Here is a 20471-nt window from a genome sequence, read left to right as displayed (position 1 = left end):
GCCCTGTCTTCATGCGCGGCAAGCAACAAGATCACCCGACCGAGCTGTCCAGTCGAACCCACGTCCACCAAAATCGGTACGACAACGGCTTCTCAATCGGGATGCCGTACCCGATGTGTGCGGTTGCCGCATTGGGGCTGACGCAAAACCGAACAGTAGTCATACAATCTATATTTTTGGCATGTCAATGGGGCGTACACGCCTCTTCTGGCCATGGTGTTGCAGACGGCCCGATCTGCGCCCACGGCGCGCCAGGTTCACTCCATCGCGATTTGCGCGCCCCCTTCTCCGTAGCAGACCGTGAGGATATCTTTCACATGAGGTGCCTGGTTGCAAGCCTCGGAGATCAGTATTCCAATATCACTCGACAGCGCCTCGACAGAGCACGCCATCCCTATTTCCGGCGACGTCCTGCGGCATCGACGCATTTCCACCCCTTCAGCGTTCGCCGATCGGCGAACTCCGGCGTGGTTGCCTCGGCGGCCCTCCGGCCACCCACGCGGCGGACCTTCACGGCCGAACAACTGCTCACCTGGCCCTCGACCCGCCGACGCCTTTCCCATGGACCCGATCCGGAACATCGCACCCCTTGACCTCGGCACCGATGGCGCCAGATCCGACTGATAGTCAGACAAGAGAAAGGAACACGAAAATGATTCTCTCCCGACAGGGCAACTGGGCCGTCAAGGCGGCGGCAAGCCTCACCCTCGGCGTCCTCCCGCTCGCTGCGTGGCCCGCCCCGGCCGCCGCAGACTCCCACTCCGTGAGCCTGACGGTCGGACCGGTGCCCGTCCCGCAAGTCTCCGTCTCGGCGTGCGTCGATGCGTCGTGCGTCTCGACTCCGGCGCTCACCAGCGTGAAGCTCACCACCACCGCGACGGTGACGAGCGGCCCGCTCCCCGCCGTCGTCCTCACCCCGGCCGCCTGCCCGAACGGCGGCCAGGGAGTCGCGGTCCAGGTGACCAGCCTTCAGCCCGTGACCGTCACCGTCAGCGGGACCGTCTCCGGTACGACCACCAGCGGCCCGGTCGGCATCCCCCTCGGGCCCGTCACCGAGACCATTCTCCCGGGCACCCCGGGTGTACTCGTGTCCGCCTGTACGGACTGACACGCTCCGCACCGGGACGTCGGACGACCCGTGAGCAAGGCAGCAGGCGGCCTGCTCGGCAACGTGAAGCCGAGCTGGCCGCCTTCTGCCGCTTGCGTTCCGGCGACCTGATCGGCCACCTCGAGAAGGACCACCCCGGGGCCGGTCAGGAATCGTCCAAGCCGTTGGAGAAGCGGGGCTGATCGGACGTCGGGCGAGCCCACCCGGGTTCGCCCCTCCGCGATTGCACTACCCCACTCCTCCTCGAATGGGCTCCGGACACACCGCCGGGCACCGCCCGGCCGACCTGGAGCTGACTGCCAAAGGTGTTTGGAGTGGGCCTTGGTCGGGGCGACCAGGTGCACGGTCGGCGCGTGGGATCGGGGCGGGGTGTGGTGTTCGGTTCGTTTGAGCGCCCAGTTGGACATCTTGCGTTTGATCACGCGGGGGTTGGAGCGCAACCGCCTTGCAGGCAGGAGTCGTTCGGTGATCTCACGCATGCTCCGGGTAGTGGCCCGGGCGAGTCAGGAGGGGGAAAAGCGCCGCCTGCCCGGTGACATGACGACGGACTACCGGCCCGAGCGGGCCGCGGGGAGAGCCGGGGCTGGGATCCGGCGCGGGCAGCCACGACATGAACGCACAGCAAGCAGGCAGTACCCTCCGCAAGCGGAGTCACGACGAGTGCAACCACGTGGACGACAGGGGTGGGCGACTCAGTCGTGCATATAGCGGTCTTCGTCTCCATGGTCCTGTAGCACCAACAGGTCACACTTGCGGCTCCTCGTCGGGTGGAGCTTTGCGTGCAGCACGCGGTCCTCCCACCACGGATCGTCTGGAGTGGAGACCAGCGCGGCCACCAGCTCGCGCTTGGTCGAGACCGGCAGCATCAGCGGGCCCAAGTCCTTTGCGGCGCGGGCCTGTACGCACTCGGGGCACTCCAGCCGGTCCGGCCGGGCCTTCTCCCGCAGCTCCAGCTTCGAGCCCGGCACGTCCAGCACGGGCGTAGCGCGGCGTGGGCCGTGCGGGCGGCCTCCAGCTGTTCTTCGGCCTCCCGTTCCAGGCGCTCTTCGCGGTCCTGGTGGCAGGGCCAGCAGCGGCCGCCGGGGCGGCGGGTCCACTCGACCTGTCCCAACGACCGGAGCGCAGCGACCGTGCTGGCAATGCCACGGCATCCCGCTACGCTCTGGGGGCAGGAATACCCTCCGCTGAAGGGCTTTCCACTGGTGGGGGTGGTTCCGCGGACGCAGAACCGGCAGCGTTGACGGCAACTGTCATGGTCTGCGCGTGTTCACGCTTTATGCCCAACTTGTCACTTCCCCACATCACCGCGGGACCGATGAGGGCGGTCAGCGCGGCAGGAGCGACCGCGGAGGCTGGCAGGCCGGCGATGATCGCGGTACCCATGACAGCCGCCGCTGCCACGCTGCCACCGAGCACGACCCAGCGGTCGTACCGGTCCCCGCGCGGGGCGACCAGCTCGGTCCGTTCCGTGGGCAGGTCCGCCTCTTCCAGCAGGCCCATCCACCGCCCCTGCACCGAACGATCGAGCAGCGTGGCGAGAAGGCGGGCGAGACGGGGCACAGCGTCGGGACCGTCCCGCAGAACGTTCGACATCTCGGTCTCCACGGCCAGCTGCACCCGGGCGATGTGCGGCTGGAGCGCGGCGCGCCGCCGCTCGCGGTCCACACCGTACGCCGCGAACCACCCCAGCTGGTTGGTGTAGCGGGTGACCCGCTGGTCGAGTTCCAGCAGTGTGAGGCCGCCGGACGCGGCCGCCGAGCAGTTGCGCAGGAGCCGGGCGAGGTGGAAGGCCGAGGTGACCGGAAGGCTCACTCCGAGCCTGCGCCGGTAGAGGCTGCGCGACCGGTAGAACCACAGCACGGCCGCGCTGCCCAGACCGGCCGACAGGGAGAAGAACCCCAGCGTGTGCTCCCGGGCGAACTGCGGATTGTCCGAACTGCTCGGGTGGACGGTGAGGACGAGGCCGCCCAGGGCCAGCGCTCCAGACACCGCCGCGGGGAGGATGACGCAGATCGCGGCCCACGTTTCCATGCCCCAGGACCGTCGGACTCCCCTGCACCAGTGCTCTTTCAGCTTCGCGGGCGGCGAGTGCACCGGACCGTAGCCGGCGACCTCTGCCGGAGTCGGGACGACCCGGGCCGGGACGCGTCCGGCGATCCACGGCGGCACCCACCATCCCTTCCAGACGTCTGGGAGATCGAGTACCGCCATGACCGGGCCATGGAGCACCCCCGCCACGAACGGCGGAACAACGCGAAAACGACCGACTCGAACCACTGCATACCCGACAGCTACCACACCAGCCAGCAGCAACCTGACCAGTCGTCACAGATAAGCGGTGGTCCCCACCGTTCCTCCGCAACGCGCACGATCCGGTACAGGCCGTTGCCGTAGTGCATCGGGCGGCCCAGGTCCCGGTCCACGGGCGCGAGCCGGCTGCTGTACAGGGCCAGCTCCAACCGATCGGAGGCGGCGGGGTCGGGGCGGGTTCAGCCGGTGACGGTCTCGGCGTGCCGGGTGAGGGCGTCCAGGAGCGCGGCCTGGTGGTCGGTCAGCTTCCCGTCGGTGCGGGCCTTGTCCTGCTTGCGCAGCCACGTCCCGGGCCGGAAGGCCGGGTCGTCGCCGAGGCCGGTGCGGTTCGCGGGGCCGTCCAGGGTGCCGCCGGCGGCGAGGTAGGCGAGCAGGCGCCGGTACGACCTGTTCCAGTCCGGCTCCAGGCGCCACAGCTCGTCCAGCGCGTCGAGCTTGGCGACCTGGTCCTTGGTGAGGCCCGCGGCCTTGCGCTGGCGGCGCATCCACGCGCCGACTGCGTAGTCGTCGAGCTTGGCGGTCGCCGGGATCGCGAGGTGGCCGTGCTGGTGGTGGAAGGCGGCTGCGTAGGCGTAGCCGCGTTCCCAGGCGCCTGCGTTCTTCGACCAGATCATGCCGAGCGTGTCCAGCTCGCTGACGCGGGCGGCATCGAGCAGGCCTTGGCCGTTCAGGTGGCGTTGGCGGGTGAGCCAGGAGATCAGCTCGGCGTGCTTCGTCTTGTCGGTGGGGTCGAGGTGGCCGTGCTCGATGTGGAACCTGGCGGCGACGGCGTGCATGCGCTGCCACTCGACCGCGCGCGGGTTGAACGCGCGCAGCTTCACCGTCTGGAGGATCTGCGCCGCGTGGTGGCGGGCGTTGATCTTCAGCCACTCGATCGGCGACTCCACCGGGGTCGGCTGCTGCTCGCCCTCCCCGGCCTCGGTCTCGCCCTCGGCCGGCTTGGCCGCAGTGGTGTGTGCGGTGCCCTGGGAGCGGTGGGCGCGCAGTTCGGTGATCCGGCCGACCACTCGGGCATCGTGCGCCGCCAGCGCCCGCAGCACGCGCCAGATGGTGCGGAAGCTGGAGGCCTCGATCTCGGTGTCGGCCTCCGCCTTCACGGCCTCGCCGGCGTCGTGGACCTCGGACGGGTCGGCGGCCGCGGTGTCGTCGCCGACCTCCGGTGTGGGGAGGTAGACCGGGATGATGACCCACGAGACTTTGCCCTGCCGGTAGGACTGGCGCAGCGCGCGGCCGACGGCCTGGACGATGTCGATGACCGAGGACTTCGGGTCCGCGAAGCAGATTGCATCGACGGCCCTCACGTCGATGCCTTCCGAGAGCAGGCGGGCGTTGGCGAGGATGCCGCACTCCTCGCCGTCCTCGCCGGTGTGGGCCTTGAACTCGGCGAACGCGGCCCGGCGGTCCTTGAGACGGTCGGTGCCGGCCACCGCCTTCGCCCAGATCCGCTCCGGCCGCTCCGCGTCGGGCAGCAGCTGGGAGGCGTCCAGCAGGCTGCCGGCGAACTCCCGCGCCGCGGACACCCGGGAGTGGAAGGTGATCACGCGGCGCAGGCCGAGGTCGGCGATCGCGCGCAGCACCGCAATCTGCAGGGCCAGGCGCAGCAGTTCCTCGTTGCTGCGTTGGGAGCGCAGGTCTGCGACGGCGGGAAGGTTGAGCAGTTCGCGCAGGTCCTCGTCGGTGACGACGGGGACCAGGACGCGGTAGTCGGCGAGGTAGCCGTGCTCGATGCCCTGACCGAGCGTCCAGGTGAAACAGGTCTTGCCGTAGATCTCCTCCGAGTCCATGGAGCAGAGCGCGGGCAGCTTCTCCGCGCCCTCGCTGTCGGCGTCCGCAAGGTCGGCCAGGCCGTCCTTCGCCCGCCGGTCGTCGGCAATCCTGGGCGTGGCGGTGAAGTACAGCCGACGCTTCGCCGGGACCTGGGCATCGCCGTGGACCGCGGCCCACGCCTTCCCTTCCGCGCCGGCGGTGCGGTGCGCCTCGTCGATCACCACCAGGTCCCAGGCCGGCAGGCCGAAGTCGCGGTGGGCCTGGACGATCCGCTCCAGGCTCGCGTAGGTGGCGTACACGGTGACCGGCTCGCCCACCTTCTCGGTGGCGACCAGGTCCGCGATCCGCGCGGCCTGCGTAGACACCTGGGCGTGAACACGGCCGCCGGCCTCCGCGCTCTCCAACGCCTCCTCCCGCGAACACGCCGCCACCGCCAGACCCCGACGCCCGCCCCCCAGCGACCACGCCTCGGCGGTCTGCTCCAGCAGCTCGATCGTCGGCACCAACACCAAAACCCGCCCCCGAGCGGCCAGGCGCCGGGCGCAGCCGGCCGCGATCAGCGTCTTGCCGGAGCCGGTCGCCGCGACCACCGTCGCGCGGCCGCCATCCTTCACCTCGCGCACCGCGGCCGCCACCGCGTCCTTCTGGAACCAGTGCAGCGGCAGCGGGTTCGCTACGGCGGCGGTGCCGGTTGGCTGCGCCGGCAGAGGCCCGGCGGCGGCCCGGAACGCGGCCGGGACGTCCTGCTCGGTGGCGGTCGTGGTCTCCACGGCGGTGGTGCTCCTTCGCTGGCCGGGCGGGGCTGGTGTGCGGGCGGTGGTCAGTTCGGGTAGGCGTAGCGGTTGAGGGCGTCGATCAGGCTTTCGACCAGGTCGCCGAACGGCGTGATCTCCCAGTTGGCGTCGAAGCAGTCCTCGGTGAGCAGGAGGTCGGCGAGCTCGTCGGTCAGCTCCTGCGCATCGCTCTCGCCCGGCGGTGTGTCCGGATGGAGAACCACGCCGCGCACCTCGGCGGCGCGGCGCAGCACGGTGAGCTTCTCGTCGGAGCCGGTGAACCAGGCGGGTCGGCCGGTGTGTTGGGTGTTCATCGGCCCGCCTCGGGGATCCAGCCTCGGACCTCCAGGTATTGAATGTCGGCGTCCTGGACGGCGCGGCCGGTCTCCACCAGCCATTCCTTCATAGCCTCGGTGACGTCGCCGTGGTGGTCCGCGACGCGCTGGGACCACTCGGCGGCGTCGAAGCCACCGGTGGAGCTGGAGCCGTAGGTGCGCTCCTCGGTGCCGTCCGCGCGGGGGACGAAGCCGCGGCGGATGCCGCCGGAGTCTTTCTCCGACCCGGCCGAGTAGACGTACTGGTCGGCGCGCATCCGGACCGTGAAGGCGAGGCGCCCGCCGGCCTGGCCGGTCGCGTGCACGACCGGGGCGAGGTGGGAGGCGCCGGAGCGGATGGCCTGCTTGCCGGCGCGGCCGGCCATCGACTCCCCGGGGGCACCGACGGTGTCCTTGCCCCGCACCCGGGCCTTCTGCCCCGTCTTGGTGCGGCGGCGGGTGGTGTTCGCCTCCGCGATCCCGGACAGCGCCTCGGTGTCACGCTCACCGCCTCGCACCGCACGGACCATCTGGCGCAGGGCGCCGACGAACGCGGCCCCCTTGCCCTTGGTGAAGAACTGAGAGACCAGGGAGGCGTCGCGGCCGAGCATCTTGGCGACCTGCCGCTTGGTGTAGCCCTCGTCGATCAGCTGCTGGGTCAGGCGCGCGGCCTCGTTGGGGTTGTTCGGGTCGGCCGGACTCACTGCTGCTCGGTTCCCTTCTCGGCGAGTTCGGTACGGCCCAGGCCGCGCAGCTTGAGGTACTGCTCCTGGCTGGTCGGGTGCTCGACCGGCCCGGTGAGGTGGCCCTTGAGGAGGTAGTCGCCCACTTCGCCGCGGTAGGGCCACATCTGGCGCTCAGTCAGGGCAATACCGTCGGTGCCGAAGTACACGACCGTGCCGGGCCGGGCGTGCAGGGCACCGGCATGGCCAATGACCTCCTTGCCCTGCCGGTACTTCATGTCCAGCAGCGCCGCCCGCGCCCCCGACCACACATACGCAGCCCACTCCGGGTGCGCGTACGGGTCGCGGGAGAAGCCGGCATGCCGCTGCCAGGTCACCACCTCGCCGTCCTGGCCGAGGATCTCCACCCCGGCCGGGAGCGCCTCCCCCACCGGCGTGGTGCCGGACACCAGGCGCGGGCGCTGGGCGAACCCGCCGAGGCCGAACAGCAGCACCGACCGGACGGCCCGGGACGCAAGGTAGGCGGCGGTGCGCTGCCGCTCGTCGCCGTGCATCTTGGAGAGATTGTTCAGGCCGGCCCAGGCCGACTTGAGGCGCTTGCCCCACTCGTCGAGCGGTTTGCCGTCCTCGAAGAGCAGGCCGCCGAGGATCTCGACCTTCCACGGCATCAGGTGGTTCGACAGGGCGAGGTGGACCTCCGCGCCGCCCGCCCACGTCGTGAACGTGGCGCCCGGCTCGGACGGGTAGACCCACGCCCGGTCACCGGTCACCGGGGCCGGGAGCAGGCCGACGTGGTTCCACCCGGCCGGGACGGTCACGCGCACGTTCCAGTGCGAGCAGGACATCAGCGCCTTGACCTGCTCCTGCTCGGTCATCGCCGCGAACCGCGCCGCGGTGATCCGGCGCGGGGTGCCGACCGGCGACTTCCACAGGTGCTTGGCGTAGGCGAAGGTGCGGTCGTACTCCACCAGCGCCGGGAGCTGCTCCGGCACGCGCGGGGGCAGGATCAGCTCGGTGCGGCCCTGCCCGCCGGTGGCGTGCAGCAGAGAGCGCAGCTCCTCCGACAGCACCGGGTAGCCGCCGGCCCACTTGCCGGTGGTGGGGATGGTGCGCGACCACAGGTCCCGGCCCGTCTGGCTCGGCGAGCCCATCAGCACCGCGTCGTCCCAGTGACGGCGCAGCGCCTGCCACAGCAGCCGGAACGCGTCCCGGCAGGTGACGACGTCGGCGCCGTCCGGGTCGAACCACTCCCCCATGCTCCGGATCTCGGTGCTGCCACTGTCCGGGGCACTCGCGGGGCGTAGCGGCCGACCGGCTGGCGCTGGTGCACGAAGTGCCCGGCCAGCTTGTCCCGACCCGACCCGACCGCGGTGGTCCACCGCTCCGACGGGGTGTTCAGCCACGCCGCGACGGCGTCCTTGAGCGTGGAGTAGCGCTCGGCGCCGTCGTGCCACGGGGCGCCGGCGGTGATGTAGATCCGCTCGGTGCTGGGCGCGGCCGCAAGGACCGCGTCCAGGATCTCGCCGGGCGTGCGGGCGCCGAGGTCGACCCGCACGACCTGATCGCGCACGGCCAGCACACCGGCCGCCGCGTCCAGGAACACCGTGACGCGGGCCTGCTGGACGAAGTTCGGACGCTTGGACACCAGCCCGGTCGTCACGGCCTCGAACCGTACACCCGCCGGGCCCTCCGGCACGGTGGGCAGCTCACGCGGACCAACGGCCACGGCCGACCGCTCCACAGCAGTGCCTGGAGCGACCGGAGCCACCGGGACGGACGCAGCAGTGGCGGGAGCGGTGGGGGCGGGCTGCTCAACGACGGCCCGGTCAACCTCCTTGCGCGGCACCGCGGTCACTGGGGCAACCGGGGTCGGATGCTCGACCGTGGTGGCGGGACGGGGCGGCGCCGGTGCAACCGCACCTGCAGGCTCGGCGATCGGCGCGGGCCTCGTCACGGGCGCCGGAGCGGGCGCATCGGCGGCGGGCCGGTCGTCGGCCTTGGCGACGCGTACGGCGGCCGGTGTCGGGTCCAGCAGCGGCGCGATCCGCACGACGTCGCCGACCGACAGGCCCGAGGCCTTCGCGATGGCCGGCGCCTGGGCGCCCTCGTACCCCGCGAGCCCGGCCACCCGGCGCGCACGCTGCCCGTTGAGCTTGTCCAGCTCCTTCTGCGCGGCCGCGACCGCCTTCTCGACGGCCGTGATCTCGCCGCGCAGTTCGCGCAGAGAGGCGAGCTCGGCGGTGTACGTCTTGCGGTCCATCAGGCCTGCTCCCCCTCGTCGGCGGTGTCGGTGGCCGGGTTGGTGGTGACGTAGGCGATCGGCCCGCCGGAGACCGACGGCAGGCGGGTGCCGAGCAGCAGGCCCGCCAGGCGGGCGTCCTCGGGGTCGGTGGGGTCGGCGGCGTTCGCGGGGGCGGTGAGATCGGTCAGGTAGCCGGCCAACCTCGCCTTCGGGAAGCGGAACCGGCCCGCGGTGCCGACAGTGCCGTCGGACTCCCACTCGGTCAGGCCGGTCAGCACCGCGACCACGAACCCGGCAACCGTCACCGGAAGCACGGCGCCAGCCGCGACCCGGGCCGGGTCGCACCGCCACCAACCGGACAGCGAGGCCAGCAGCTGCACCTCGTCCAGGCCGGTGCCGAAGCCGATCCACTCCCGGTCCGACTCGTCCACCTTCGCGGGGGCGTCCGAGCGCAGCACCGCCACCTCCGCCGCGGCGAGCACGGTCAGGTCGGCGGCAGGCCGGGCCTGCAACTGCTGGAGCGCGGCCAGCGGGAACACCTGCCGGCCGACGTCGCGCACGCCGGGGACCACCCCGGTGGCCATCAGCTTCTTCACCGTCGGAATCGAGCACCCCAGGGCCGTCCCGGCCTGACCCGTCGTCACGAACACACCCACAACCTCCACGCCTATTCATCTAACTTGAAACGCTATGGCGACTCTACGCCCACCCTCGGACACTGTCCACGCCTTTTCAGTAAGTCGCACAAGCATGCCCGGACGACGGTCCGCCCCGGTTTGTCGGCGCCGGGCGAGACCGCGGTCGGTTACCAACACCGGAAGGAGGTGAAGAAGATGAGTCCCCGACAGCAGAAGGCCGTCGTCGTCCTCGGCGCGGCCCTGGTCGGCACCTACCTGCTCGGCAACGTCGACAAGAGCCAGGCCCGCGTGCTCGGCCTCAACCCGGCCCAGCTAGCCGCGCTGACCGCGGGCGTCGCGCTCGCCATGCGCAACGCCTGACGAGCACCCGCACGGTCCGGCCCGGTCACCACCACCTTCACCCACGGTTATCTGGGGTCGGATTCAAGGTGCAGGCACGTGAGGCACGGTGGGTAGATCCGCACGTGCCTCACTCATATCTCCCCCCTGTTCAGGCGAGTTCGGCACGTACAGGGACGTCAGCCGCGGGCGTGCGCGACGGCCTGGGCAACGTCGGCGGGCCACTGCCTGCACACGGCTTCCCCGCCGGCCTGGGTCCGGCGGAGCGCCCGGTGCAGGCGGTCGGCCGGTCGGTTGAAGATGCCTTCGTGCTCGGGCTTGCCATCCTCGTACGGCCCGTGCTGGGTTCAGGTATTGATCGCCCGGGTCGAGCGAGGTTGACCGCGCAGGGCGGGCAGTTGAGCACAGTCTTCAGCCCCAGCCAGGCCCTCCCCCAGGGCCAGGAGAGAGAGGAGCTGCACGGGGCGGCCGGCCATGGCGGCAGCCTCCAGTTTGTGGTGGCCGTCGAGGAGGAAGTGCGTCAGACCCCAGTGCAGGTAGTAGTCGGCCGCCAGGTCGATGGCGGGCTGGCAAACGTCCAGTGTTGAGACCGCCACAGCTGTCGGGACCGTTCCCCGGTTCATGAGCTCGACGTACTCCTCCACGCGCTCCCTCTCGTTCCACGTCGGAGGGACCATGGGCACGACGAACTCATAGAGGTGGGTGGACGCATCGACTGCCGTCTCGAAGGACCGGTAGTACGGAGTGTGTGGGTGCTCCGGGAGGCCCCAGAACTGGTCGAGCCCCCACGTGGCCACCTGTTCACCGCTGAAGTAGTCGCCTTCCCGGCCGGGGACGACAAGGCGGGGCTTCACCTGGAGCAGGACCGGAAGGTACTCGCCCTCCGGCAGCAGCGCGCCGAACGCGCCGACCACTTCATCGTCGTCCGGATCCGTCAACGTGCCGGTGAGCCTCTCCTGCACGCTCTCCAGCGACAGCGTCTCTCTGGAGGTCACCAACCGACGAAACAGGAACTGGCACGTTCCACACCACGGGCTGAGTTCGAAGGCGGGTTCCCCCTTGACCACGAGCAACCTGCGCCCCGGCCCGCCCCCGGTCTCCTGTCGCTCCGTCTCGAAGCGCAGTCGCGCCTCGGGGGCCGGGATGCCGAGCCTGCGGGGTTCGCCCGATTTGATCACCATGGACCGACCGTACGGGCCGCGGAGGATCAACACCACCGACTACTGAGCGCGTAGCCGGCCGGTCGGGCCAACAGCCTCAGTGCCTCACGTGCCTAACGGCGGTAGATGTGCCCTGACCTGCAGCGAGGGGAAAGCAGCCCCAGATAAGCACGGCACCACCCACTACGGCCAAGACCTCGCCAGCGATCTCGACACCGCCCTGGACGTCCTTGTGGCCTGACATCCGAGCCGTCGGCGCTCGTACCCGGCGCAGCAGGGCCCCGGCCCTGAGGTGCCCCCGTGCGCTGCCAGGCCGGGTACTGGGAAGAAGCAGAAGAAGCGCTGCGCGTGCTGCCCGAACCGGTCGACCTGGACCGCCTCGCGGCATGGGCCCAGGAACACGGAATCACCAGGGACGGGCTCATCAGTCGGATGGGCGGCAGCTCCTGAGCTACGAGGCGACCAGAACCACATTCACCGGCACAGGACGCGCCGACCGGCGCGGTGTATCAGCGCTGCGGCTGATGGGTGCCTCGTCATGCCAGGGCGCATGCCGGACGTCTTCCGTCTTCCCGCCCGCTGCACCGTATGGCGCCTGCGCCGGGCCGCCTCCGACGTGACCGAGCCTGCGCAGCCGCCGAGCGACGGCGAACTTTCAGCAACAACCCACCGGGGCAGTCCAGTTGAGGCGTACATGGCCCGCTCGGCCACAAATACTCTGTCCACACACCGAACGTAGCCAACACCCAACAGCCACCACGATCACAGACCACGGCGTTCATTCCCGCAGGTGAACCGCACCCACAAACACACCCCACCAACCCGGCACACGGAGACGAAACCCCAGTCGGTAGCGCCCGCCTCGACGCCGCCACCTTCGAAGACCGGCAGTGGTCACACCCGCGTCACCGTTCTGTCGGTCGTCGACTCCTTCATCGCCCGCGACGCCGTCCTGGCCAGCGGCACGGACCGTGGCCCCACCAAGGGCCAGGAGCGTCCGGCGGGCTACTCCCGACGCTGGCTTGGGCGGAAGCCGGGCGGGGTCGAAAATTTCGGAGGACACCCCGCGGTGCGTGCAGCAGGATGACGCAGTGTGAAACCCGCGCTGCTCGGCCTCGCCGTGAACCCCGCCCTCCCGTCCCACCTGGTCGACCGGCTGATCAACGCAGCGGACGAGGAGCTCGCCTGCGAGCTGGCCCTGCGTCCGGGCCTGAACCGCGCTCAGGTCCACACGCTGGCGGCTCGGTCCGAGGCGGCTGCCGTCCAACTCGCCTACGGCGGCCGGCTGCGGCCGGAGGACGTCGACCCGGCCTCGCAGCCGCTGGCCGCACTCGCCCTGCTCGACGAGGGGGCCGGCCTGCCACAGTGGGCCCGGTACTTCGCCGCGGATCCGCGCGTGGAGCACCGGGAGAAGCTGGCCGCGTGTCCCGGGCTCCCGCCTGACGTGGCCCGCAGCCTCGTGGACGACCCCGACGTCCGGGTGGTGGCCGAACTCGCCCGATGGGCCCCGACCCACCTGGCCGCCGAACTCGCGCCGCATCCGCATGCGGAGGTCCGCCGCGCAGTCGCCGGCAACGAGGCGGCGCCACCGAAGCTGCTGGCGGCGCTGCTCACCGGCGAAGGCATACCTCCGGTGCAGTTGTGCCGGGTCTGCGACCAGGAGCGGGTTCCCTTCGCCCATGCCCCGGACTGCCCCCGCGTCGACTGCCGGCTGCTGCCCGGGGACGCATGCGACGGATCCCACCAGTCCGCCGTACACGACGTTCAATGGCAGGCACTGCACAACCCGGCCACCCCGGCGCCGACCGTGGCCCAGTTCGTCGACCACCCGTCGGCGCTGCTGCGTGAACTCGTCGCCGCACGCGAGGGCCTGCCCCAACAGGCGTACGCACGGCTGGCCGGGGATCCGATGCCGGGGGTCCGCGCGGAACTGGCAAAGAACCCGTCAATCGACGAGCCCCTGGTCCGCAGGCTGGCCGAGGACCGCGGCCACGACGTCCAGCGCTCCCTCGCACACCACCCGGACCTGCCGCTCGATGTCCTGGCGCAGCTCGCCCGCTCGACCAAGCTCGGCTCCCCGCTGCTCCCGCGCATCGCCGCGGCCACGCCCGCCGAGGTCGCCGGCCTCGCCACGGCGGCCGACCCGACCCTGCGCATGCTGGTCGCCCTGCGCCGCGACCTGCCGGACGCGATCCGCGACACGCTCGCCCGCGACTGCGACGCGAAGGTCCTCAAGGCGATCGCCCCGCACCCGGGCCTCTCCGAGGCACAACTGCTCGCCATGATCGACCGCCACGGTCCCCGCGTGGCTGCGAAGGCCGCCACGAACCCCGACGCGACTGCGATCGTCCTTGAGCAACTGACCCGTCAGCCCGCTTCCGCGCGCAAGGCCTTCCGCGAGATCGCCCGCCACCCGAACACGTCACTCCCGGCACTCCTCGCCTGTCTGGCCGACCCTCAGGCCCGCCCCATCGCCGCCGCCCGTCCGGAGCTCCCCACCAGCGTCCTCGTCGACCTGCTGGCCGACGAGCACTGGCAGGTCGCGACGGCGGCCGCCGCCAACCCCTCCCTCCCCGCCGACGCGATGACCGCGCTCCTGCCCTGAGCCGCAGACCGCTCGTCCTCGCCTGGCTGTCAGCAGTGACCTGTCCAATGTCCGCCATGAACGTTCACGGGCTGCTGCCCGCGCTGGCCGACCCCGATGTCCTGCGTGCCCGCTGCCGGGCACTGACGCTGCTCGACGTCGTACTCGGCGGCTTCGCCCCGAGGCACGACTACCTCCCGAGCTGGCGTCCAGGCGTAGACCTGGCCACGATGGAGAACGGTTCCGGTGATCTGTACGGGATCGTCTTCGACCCGGCCGGGTCTTCCTCTACGGCTTCGACCACGAATGCGACGCCACGCCGTGGCGGGACTGGCCCAGGGCGCACTGGCCCGGGCTGCTGGAGGGCCTGCCCGCCGCGCTGGCGCACTACCCGGCCGATCCGGAGCTGCAGTTCGAGGGCTTCTTCGACGCGACGGTGTGCGCGTGGCGCGAGACGGGCACAACCTCGTGGCAGTGCGGTCCGGTGGTGTTCGCGCCGGGAGAGTCCGATGGAGCCGGTTGGCTCTTCGCGGTGCTGACCGACGGCAGCGCCGAGGCCGTCTGCAATGACGCCGAGGACTACTACGAACGGCCCGTCGACCGGCAGGCTGTCGCCGCACTCCTGGCCGCCGCCCCACTGGGCCGCCGGACAGTCGCTGCGCTCAATCCGGCGGCGGACTTCGAGGCGACAGCCGACCGCGCCCGCACGCTCGGCTACGCGGTGGCGGATGCCTGAACGAGGGGACGGGCGTGCCGGACAGGCTCAGGCCACGGGCGTGGCCGACTGCTGGATGGGCAGAACAAACATCCCTCACACTCCCCCCACCCCTGGATAACCGCGCTACGCAGCCACGACGCGCGCGTGGTCGAGGCCCTCGCAGTGCCCCAGGAGTCCGGCAAGCGCACCAAGGGGCGCAGCGCAGAGGCTGCTGTCCTGCCTGGTGAGGGTGAGTCAGGTGAGGGTGGGTCGGGTGCGTTCACGCTGCCGGTGCGGTTCCAGACGCCGGTGGACGAGAACGTGCTGGCGTTGTTCATCGCGTCCCGGGTATTGAAGGGGGAGAATCAGTACTGGCGGGAGGGTATCAACCACGCTCGGCGCTGGTTTAAGGAAACGGGCGGCCTCGACGTTCCCTATTCAGAAATGGTGGGAGAAGAGGGGAAATTTCCGCTTGGCAAATGGGTGTCGGACAGGCGTTCTGAGCATGCGACGGGTGGATTGGCGCGTCATCGGGTGGGGATGCTGGATGCGCTGGGGATGATCTGGTCAGTGCCGGACACGCGGTTCGAGGCCGGCCTGGCCTGGGCGCGGGTCTGGGCGAAGGAGCACGGCGGGTCGTTGGCTGCTCCGGCGCGGGCGTCTGTCGGCGGGTACGCGATCGGGACGTGGCTCGCGGAGCTGCGGGCGGCGGCCCAGGTGCCGGCGGGCGAGGCGGGGCGCTGGCGCCGGAGCGGCGCCGCGCGTTGGAGGAGATCGACCCGTGGTGGTGCCCGGCCTGGCCGGTCGTGTGGCAGCGCGCCTACAGCGTGGCGCGGATGTGGTGGCTGGAGTTGGACGGCCGCGTCGACTGGGCGCAGCTGCCCGAGGAGACGGTGTTCGAGGGCGAGCAGCTCGGCCGCTGGGTCGTGGCGCAGCGGGCCGGCTTTCCCGGCCTGGAGCAGGACCAGCAGGACCTGCTGACCGCGATCGGCATCGAGGAAGACCCCGAGCTGGTCGCCGCGAGGCAGGCCGCGGAGGCGAAGCCGAAGGTCTCCCGCGCGGACCGCTTCGCCCAGGGCCTGACCGCCCTGGCGCGGTTCGTCGAGCGGGAGGGCCACGTCCGCGTCCCGCGGCCGCACAAGGAGCCGCTGCAGGTCACCGCGGCCGGCCCCGGCGGCCAGGAGAGCACCGAGACCGTCCACGTCGGGCTCGGCGCGTGGGTCAACAACCAGAAGGCGAGGCGCGCCAAGCTGTCGCCGGGGCAGCTCGCACAGCTCGCCGAGCACGGCGTGGAGTGGGCGTAGGGCGGGTTGTCGGCTGGTCCTGGTGGGCGCGGCTGTCTGTGGTGGGAGGCGGCCGGGCACGTGCTGGGTCGGGCGGGCGTCAGTCAGTCGGTGTCGGTGGCGGCCAGTACGGCTATCCCCTGGCCGTCGGGGCGTAGTGCCGCCACGGCCAGGTCCCAGGCGATGTCGTAGAACCAGGTGGGGCCGGGGTCGGGACGGAACCAGTGCGTCTGCCGGACCGACTCGGCGATCCGCTCGACCGGGGCGTCCGCGGGGGCCCCGGTCAGCCCGGCGAGCGAGCGCCAGGTAGCCAGTCTCCCGTAGGCGCCGTGCTGCCCTGGGCCGTATGCCGATTCCCGGGTGGCCGCGGTGAGCAGGATCCGGAACACCTCCTCGGCGGTGGACGGATGGAGCCGGGCCCGCTCCCCCTCCCAGGGGGTCAGCGGCAGCCGTTCGAACACGGCGGGGAAGTCCTGCGGTGGCACCGGGTCGGGCGACCAGAAGTCCTGAGCGGCGATCAGGCCGTTGGAGTCCGTGCGCCAGTGCCGGACGGCCGCGCCCATCACCTCGGCCGTGGCGGGGACGCTGATCTCGGTCATGTCGATGCCCGCCGTGCGCTCCCGCATCAGCGGCGTGTCATGGAGTTCGGCGGCGCTGTGAAACGTCCCGGCCAGGGACGACACAGCCCAGGTCCAGTCGGGTGCCGCACCGTCCGGGCGGATCAGCCCCTGCTCCTGGGGCAGCAGGTGCAGGGGCAGTACGGCGAGCGGATGCCCCTCCACGGCGAGCTTGTGGGCGAAGGCGAGCAGGGCGGGAGAGTCCTCGACGGGAGTACCGGTGAGCACCAGCTCGTGCAGCAGGCAGGCCCGGAACTCCCGGGGATGCACCGTATCCGCCTGCTCCCCGTACACCACCCGCTCGATGTCCTCGGCACCCTGGCCGTGGGCGACCAGCGCCGCCAGCGCGCGCTCCTCCCGCTGCCGTTGCCGGCCGTCCGGTGAGAGCGAAAGAGGGGTCCGGAGCAGAGCGCGCAGGCTCTCCGGTGCCGCGCAGCCGGCCAGACTCCGGAGGAGGTGGCCCAGCACCGCGAGGTGGTTGGCGGAGGGGCCCCCTTCCGCTGTGGCCTGCCCGGCGATGTCGGCGCCGAGGCCGACGACCCAGTCGAAGTCACCTGCCGAGACCCGCAGGCCGATCTCGTGCCGGAGCGCGGCCACATCCGCGTATTCGGCTGCGGACAGCGCCGCCACCGAACGGGCCTGATCCTTGTTGATCACTGGCCCATCATCAGCCGTGTCAGGACCCGCGCCAACCGGTTTTCGGTGATGACGCGGATGTGGTGGCTGGAGTCCGACGGCCGCGTGGACTGGGCGCAGCTACCCGAGGAGACGGTGTTCGAGGGCGAGCGGCTCGGCCGGCGGGTCCGGGCACCGCGTGTCGGCCGGTCCGTTCTGGAGCCTGCCCAGCAGAACCTGCTCGCAGCGATCGGCATCGAGCCGGACTCGGAGCTCGTCGCTGCCAAGGCCGCAGCGGAGGCGAAGCCGAAGGTGTCCCGCTCGGACCGCTTCGCCCACGGCCTGGCCGCGCTCGCCGCGTTCGTCCAGCGGGAAGGCCACGTCCGGGTCCCGCGCCCCGCACAAGGAGCCCCTGGAGGTCACGGTGGCAGGCTCCGGCTGCGAGGAGAGCGCCGGTTGGTGGGTGGCCGGGTGATGCGGGCGGGTACCGGTCGGCTGTCGCATGCCTGTGGTGGGTCGGTTCATTCCCGGAACTCGGTCAGCCAGGGGTAGTCGGCGGGGTTGCACATCTGCTTGAGGCAGAGGTGCAGTCCGGCGTCGTCGTCGACGTCGCGCAGCCACGGGACCGGTGCGAGGAGGGTGTTGAGATCGTCGGTGACTGCTTCGTCGAGGAAGGCGTCCAGGTCGGCAGGGATGGGGCCGGTTGTCAGGCAGAGCCAGGCGAGGGCGGCGCTCACGCGGACGTCGAGCGGTCGGTCAGTGTCCTGCCAGCGGGCGTGCATCAGCTCGGTGGTCGCCGGATCGCGATTCTCGAAGGCGAGCTGGCCGGCTGCCAGGACCAGGCAGGCCCGCACCACCGGGTTGTCCTCGACGGCGAGGCGGAGGGTGAGCGCATCCGGGACGGCGGACGGCGCGGCCGGGGCTGCGGCCAGTGCGTAGGCAGTATTGCTCCGGACGACGGGTTCGGGGTCGTCCAGCAGGGGCAGTAGCAAGTGGGTGTCTGCCGCTACCGCCTCGCGGGCCGCTTGCACGGACCAGTTCGCCAGATAGCCGCTCGGCTCGATGTGCATGGTTTCGGTGGGATGAGCGGCGCGCAGCAGGCCGGTCCGGGTGCCGTCGCCGAAGTGCTGCCGGCGTGCTACTGCGGCGATCAGCAGCAGGACGTCCGCGCGGTGGTGGGGGTGTGTGGTGGCGATGCGGATCAGGAACGGGACGGCCAGCGTGCCGGCCGCGGAGCTGGTGCCCTGGTGCCAGACACTGCCCCACAGTGCCTTGAGGGCCCGGTTCGCGGTCTGCACGTCGCCGGTGCGCAGTTCTTCCAGCAGGCCTGGTACTTCGGACCCGGACCCGCAGTTGTGGTCGAAGAGGTCGAAGGGCACCGCGTCGTAGCGGAAGCCGTCCTTGGCGGCGGCGGGCAGGGAGGCCATGATTGTGCGGACGTCCTGGTTTGTGCCCGCGTGGAATTCGGCCCCGCCCTCGTCCAGTACGTGGGGAACACCCCCGCCGCCCCGCCACGATCCGGAACTCCGGTTGATGCCCTGTTCTGCCGCGGCTCCTGGTGGAACGAGCAGTTTCAAGATCCGTTCGATGTCGCTCTGTCCCTCGATCGGCGTGGCCTGCGACGGCGGCAGCGCGGACTTCTCCCCGGAGGATTCGAGCCACTCGGCCACCTCTTCCGCCCGTCCCGTTCTCACCAGCCGCTGGGCGAAATCGCGGCAGATCCGGCCCAGTTCCCGCATGGTCTCGTCCGACTCGTTCGGACGGATCAGCGCCAGCGCTTCCTCCGTCCGCCTCCACCGGAGCAGAACCTCGGTGGCCTCCCGGAGGGCAGCAGGCGGTCCCGCCTCGACGAACGGTGCCAGGGCGGTCCAGGCCCAATCGAACTCACCGGCCTCGCACAGGGCGCGCACCGCCGTCTGGGCGCAGAACCAGTCCCCCCGCTCATGTGCCATCTGCACCACCAGGTCCACATGGCCCAGTTCGAGAAGGGTCCCCATCCTCTGCGGGGGAATTCCCTCCCCGTCCTGTACGCGTCGCCAAAGATCGTCCATGTCCACATGGGCAGCCTAGAAGCCCCCGCCGACACCGCTCGGCGCCGCCATGGTGCCGGCCGTGGCCGACACCACCTCTCCTCCTCATTGGCACCACTCATCCCCCGGCGGACGGGGCTGCCCCAGCCTCACACGGGTGTACAGGCGACCAGCGAACCCGATGGCCGCTCAGGCAAGCCGGCCAGACCTGATCGGCACACCAACAATCCGGCGGTCTCCAGGCTTTACCAGCGTTCAGGGGGTGGCAGCCGGGACCAGGTCCGGCGGCTGAAGGTCCTTGGGGTTTGCTGGTATCGCGCCGCCTGTCGCCGTAGCCCTGTCCTGGCTGGACCGGGCCGGGCTGGGCCGGGCCGGACTGGGCCGGGCCGGACTGGGCCGGGCCGGACTGGGCCGGGCCGGACTGGGCTGAGCTGGGGGCCGTGTCGGACAGTGAGCGCGCGGCCGACTCGGGCCAGCTGTTCTGTGGTGGGGCAGAACAGGTTGACGGGGGCAGTGCAACGCCGGACGGCGCAGGAATTTTCAGCGCGTCGGCAGGCCATTGGGTGGTAGACCGGGAACCTCTGACAATCCGTAGCATCACCTTGGACGGGGAGCCGTGGACGAGCGCTCAGCAGTATTCTCTCGAGACGAGGCGGCGGCGGCTTACCTCGCCCGCGTCGTCGAGAGCCTCGCCGCGGCAGGTCTTCGCCCGGCAACCTGGGGCCTTTCAGACATGCCTGTCGCAGCCCCCGATGCCAGGGGCCCGCTCCGGTCTGCCGTTCTCCGTTGGGCTCCGGAACACCCGCTGGTCAACGCCGATCTCTTCCCGTACGGCGCGCTCGCCCTGTGGGACACCGCCACCGGATGGCGGGTCGTCGGCCCCGATGCCGACGGCAGCCTTGTGCGGCCGAACACCCCGCCCCGGGCGGCATTCCCCTCCCCCTGGCTCCCCGGATCGGCGCCGCCCGAGCCCGTGGATGTCGTGCGGGGCCTGTCGCTCGTGCTGCTGGGCCTGCGCCGCAACCTCACCCTCGCCGCCCTGGAAGCCGCACGTGCACGCGTCTGGACGACCGCCGGCCGGGCCGCGAGCCCACCCCTGCCCGGCCCTGCCCTGCCTGACATCCCGGGCAGACGGGGGCAGCGAGCGGGGCGCAGCGTCGCAGGGCTGTGTCGACGGTCACGGAATTCGGCTCTGGCGACGATCATGTGACGGGGCGTTGGCGTGACGGGCATGCGGCGGATGATCATGTCCTGGGTGCGAATCACTGGGGCTTGGTCTCGAGGTTCTGTTCCCGCACTTCGAGCACGTCG

At 71.2% G+C, this 20471-nt stretch carries 19 protein-coding genes and 1 pseudogene; 9 read left to right on the top strand and 11 right to left on the bottom strand.

Features of this window, described 5'->3' with window-relative positions; genetic code table 11:
- The first annotated feature begins 652 nt into the window (after positions 1 to 652).
- Positions 653 to 1108, top strand: coding sequence for a hypothetical protein (locus tag AB0M03_RS36805; RefSeq protein ID WP_363500183.1), 456 nt, complete (start codon positions 653 to 655; stop codon positions 1106 to 1108).
- Positions 1109 to 1800: 692 nt separating this feature from the next.
- Here the strand turns inward: AB0M03_RS36805 and AB0M03_RS36800 are convergent.
- The 8 genes from AB0M03_RS36800 to AB0M03_RS36765 form a co-directional block, all read right to left on the bottom strand.
- Entirely contained in the window at positions 1801 to 2085 is a 285-nt protein-coding gene (locus AB0M03_RS36800; protein ID WP_363500180.1) for a hypothetical protein, read from the bottom strand.
- Positions 2086 to 2263: 178 nt separating this feature from the next.
- Positions 2264 to 3139, bottom strand: a complete 876-nt coding sequence (locus AB0M03_RS36795; RefSeq protein ID WP_363500177.1) for a hypothetical protein — start codon at positions 3137 to 3139, stop codon at positions 2264 to 2266.
- Between the two features lie 458 nt (positions 3140 to 3597).
- Positions 3598 to 5955, bottom strand: coding sequence for a Helicase associated domain protein (locus AB0M03_RS36790; RefSeq protein ID WP_363500174.1), 2358 nt, complete (start codon positions 5953 to 5955; stop codon positions 3598 to 3600).
- A 50-nt stretch (positions 5956 to 6005) separates the two neighbouring features.
- A complete protein-coding gene (locus tag AB0M03_RS36785; protein ID WP_363500171.1) occupies positions 6006 to 6272 on the bottom strand; it encodes a hypothetical protein in 267 nt (88 codons plus the stop codon).
- Complete coding sequence (locus tag AB0M03_RS36780; protein ID WP_363500168.1) at positions 6269 to 6976, bottom strand: helix-turn-helix domain containing protein; 708 nt, start codon at positions 6974 to 6976, stop codon at positions 6269 to 6271. Before AB0M03_RS36780 ends, AB0M03_RS36785 begins: the two co-directional genes overlap by 4 nt.
- A complete protein-coding gene (locus AB0M03_RS36775) occupies positions 6973 to 8211 on the bottom strand; it encodes a hypothetical protein (protein WP_363500166.1) in 1239 nt (412 codons plus the stop codon). Before AB0M03_RS36775 ends, AB0M03_RS36780 begins: the two co-directional genes overlap by 4 nt.
- A complete protein-coding gene (locus tag AB0M03_RS36770; RefSeq protein WP_363500164.1) occupies positions 8106 to 9215 on the bottom strand; it encodes a hypothetical protein in 1110 nt (369 codons plus the stop codon). The genes AB0M03_RS36775 and AB0M03_RS36770 overlap by 106 nt, the downstream gene beginning before the upstream one ends.
- The gene (locus AB0M03_RS36765) at positions 9215 to 9793 is read right to left on the bottom strand and encodes a DNA-binding protein (protein WP_363500161.1); all 579 of its coding nucleotides are present in this window, start codon (positions 9791 to 9793) and stop codon (positions 9215 to 9217) included. The genes AB0M03_RS36770 and AB0M03_RS36765 overlap by 1 nt, the downstream gene beginning before the upstream one ends.
- Positions 9794 to 10030: 237 nt before the next feature.
- Between AB0M03_RS36765 and AB0M03_RS36760 the strand changes: the two genes are divergently transcribed.
- Positions 10031 to 10195: a hypothetical protein gene (locus tag AB0M03_RS36760; protein WP_363500158.1), complete on the top strand. Its 165-nt coding sequence runs from the start codon at positions 10031 to 10033 to the stop codon at positions 10193 to 10195.
- A gap of 326 nt (positions 10196 to 10521) precedes the next feature.
- Here the strand turns inward: AB0M03_RS36760 and AB0M03_RS36755 are convergent, their stop codons facing one another.
- Positions 10522 to 11355, bottom strand: a complete 834-nt coding sequence (locus tag AB0M03_RS36755) for a hypothetical protein (RefSeq protein WP_363500155.1) — start codon at positions 11353 to 11355, stop codon at positions 10522 to 10524.
- Positions 11356 to 11634: 279 nt separating this feature from the next.
- On the opposite strand from AB0M03_RS36755, the gene AB0M03_RS36750 reads away from it, so the two are divergent.
- From AB0M03_RS36750 to AB0M03_RS36730, 5 genes and pseudogenes are all read left to right on the top strand, one after another.
- Positions 11635 to 11784 carry a hypothetical protein gene (locus AB0M03_RS36750; protein ID WP_363500152.1) on the top strand — a complete coding sequence of 50 codons (150 nt, stop codon included), beginning with the start codon at positions 11635 to 11637 and terminating at the stop codon, positions 11782 to 11784.
- Between the two features lie 643 nt (positions 11785 to 12427).
- A complete protein-coding gene (locus AB0M03_RS36745) occupies positions 12428 to 13939 on the top strand; it encodes a hypothetical protein (RefSeq protein WP_363500149.1) in 1512 nt (503 codons plus the stop codon).
- A gap of 511 nt (positions 13940 to 14450) precedes the next feature.
- On the top strand, positions 14451 to 14654 hold the full coding sequence (locus tag AB0M03_RS36740) for a hypothetical protein (RefSeq protein WP_363500146.1): 204 nt from the start codon (positions 14451 to 14453) through the stop codon (positions 14652 to 14654).
- Positions 14655 to 14780: 126 nt separating this feature from the next.
- Positions 14781 to 15164: pseudogene (locus AB0M03_RS36735) on the top strand (helicase associated domain-containing protein); the annotation flags it as partial.
- Between the two features lie 215 nt (positions 15165 to 15379).
- The gene (locus AB0M03_RS36730; protein WP_363500143.1) at positions 15380 to 15919 is read left to right on the top strand and encodes a helicase associated domain-containing protein; all 540 of its coding nucleotides are present in this window, start codon (positions 15380 to 15382) and stop codon (positions 15917 to 15919) included.
- A gap of 83 nt (positions 15920 to 16002) precedes the next feature.
- Here the strand turns inward: AB0M03_RS36730 and AB0M03_RS36725 are convergent, their stop codons facing one another.
- Entirely contained in the window at positions 16003 to 17172 is a 1170-nt protein-coding gene (locus AB0M03_RS36725; protein WP_363500140.1) for a DUF6183 family protein, read from the bottom strand.
- A 57-nt stretch (positions 17173 to 17229) separates the two neighbouring features.
- On the opposite strand from AB0M03_RS36725, the gene AB0M03_RS36720 reads away from it, so the two are divergent.
- The gene (locus AB0M03_RS36720; RefSeq protein WP_363500137.1) at positions 17230 to 17682 is read left to right on the top strand and encodes a hypothetical protein; all 453 of its coding nucleotides are present in this window, start codon (positions 17230 to 17232) and stop codon (positions 17680 to 17682) included.
- On the opposite strand, the gene AB0M03_RS36715 is transcribed toward AB0M03_RS36720, so the two are convergent.
- Positions 17652 to 19127: a hypothetical protein gene (locus tag AB0M03_RS36715; protein WP_363500135.1), complete on the bottom strand. Its 1476-nt coding sequence runs from the start codon at positions 19125 to 19127 to the stop codon at positions 17652 to 17654. The genes AB0M03_RS36720 and AB0M03_RS36715 overlap by 31 nt on opposite strands.
- A gap of 649 nt (positions 19128 to 19776) precedes the next feature.
- Here AB0M03_RS36715 and AB0M03_RS36710 point away from each other — a divergent pair.
- Positions 19777 to 20370 carry a hypothetical protein gene (locus AB0M03_RS36710; protein WP_363500133.1) on the top strand — a complete coding sequence of 198 codons (594 nt, stop codon included), beginning with the start codon at positions 19777 to 19779 and terminating at the stop codon, positions 20368 to 20370.
- The last annotated feature ends 101 nt before the right edge of the window (positions 20371 to 20471 follow it).

This window comes from Kitasatospora sp. NPDC051914 (assembly GCF_040680995.1).
Classification (GTDB): Bacteria; Actinomycetota; Actinomycetes; order Streptomycetales; family Streptomycetaceae; genus Kitasatospora.
The sequence above is the reverse complement of the archived record's forward strand: the minus strand, read 5'-3'. Positions and strand labels throughout refer to the sequence as shown.

Coding starts and splice junctions, on each gene's coding strand:
- AB0M03_RS36805 (WP_363500183.1), top strand. CDS start 653: ATGATTCTCTCCCGACAGGGCAACTGGGCCGTCAAGGCGGCGGCAAGC.
- AB0M03_RS36795 (WP_363500177.1), bottom strand. CDS start 3,139: ATGGAAACGTGGGCCGCGATCTGCGTCATCCTCCCCGCGGCGGTGTCT.
- AB0M03_RS36785 (WP_363500171.1), bottom strand. CDS start 6,272: ATGAACACCCAACACACCGGCCGACCCGCCTGGTTCACCGGCTCCGAC.
- AB0M03_RS36775 (WP_363500166.1), bottom strand. CDS start 8,211: ATGGGGGAGTGGTTCGACCCGGACGGCGCCGACGTCGTCACCTGCCGG.
- AB0M03_RS36770 (WP_363500164.1), bottom strand. CDS start 9,215: ATGGACCGCAAGACGTACACCGCCGAGCTCGCCTCTCTGCGCGAACTG.
- AB0M03_RS36760 (WP_363500158.1), top strand. CDS start 10,031: ATGAGTCCCCGACAGCAGAAGGCCGTCGTCGTCCTCGGCGCGGCCCTG.
- AB0M03_RS36755 (WP_363500155.1), bottom strand. CDS start 11,355: ATGGTGATCAAATCGGGCGAACCCCGCAGGCTCGGCATCCCGGCCCCC.
- AB0M03_RS36720 (WP_363500137.1), top strand. CDS start 17,230: ATGTGGTGGCTGGAGTCCGACGGCCGCGTGGACTGGGCGCAGCTACCC.
- AB0M03_RS36715 (WP_363500135.1), bottom strand. CDS start 19,127: ATGGGGACCCTTCTCGAACTGGGCCATGTGGACCTGGTGGTGCAGATG.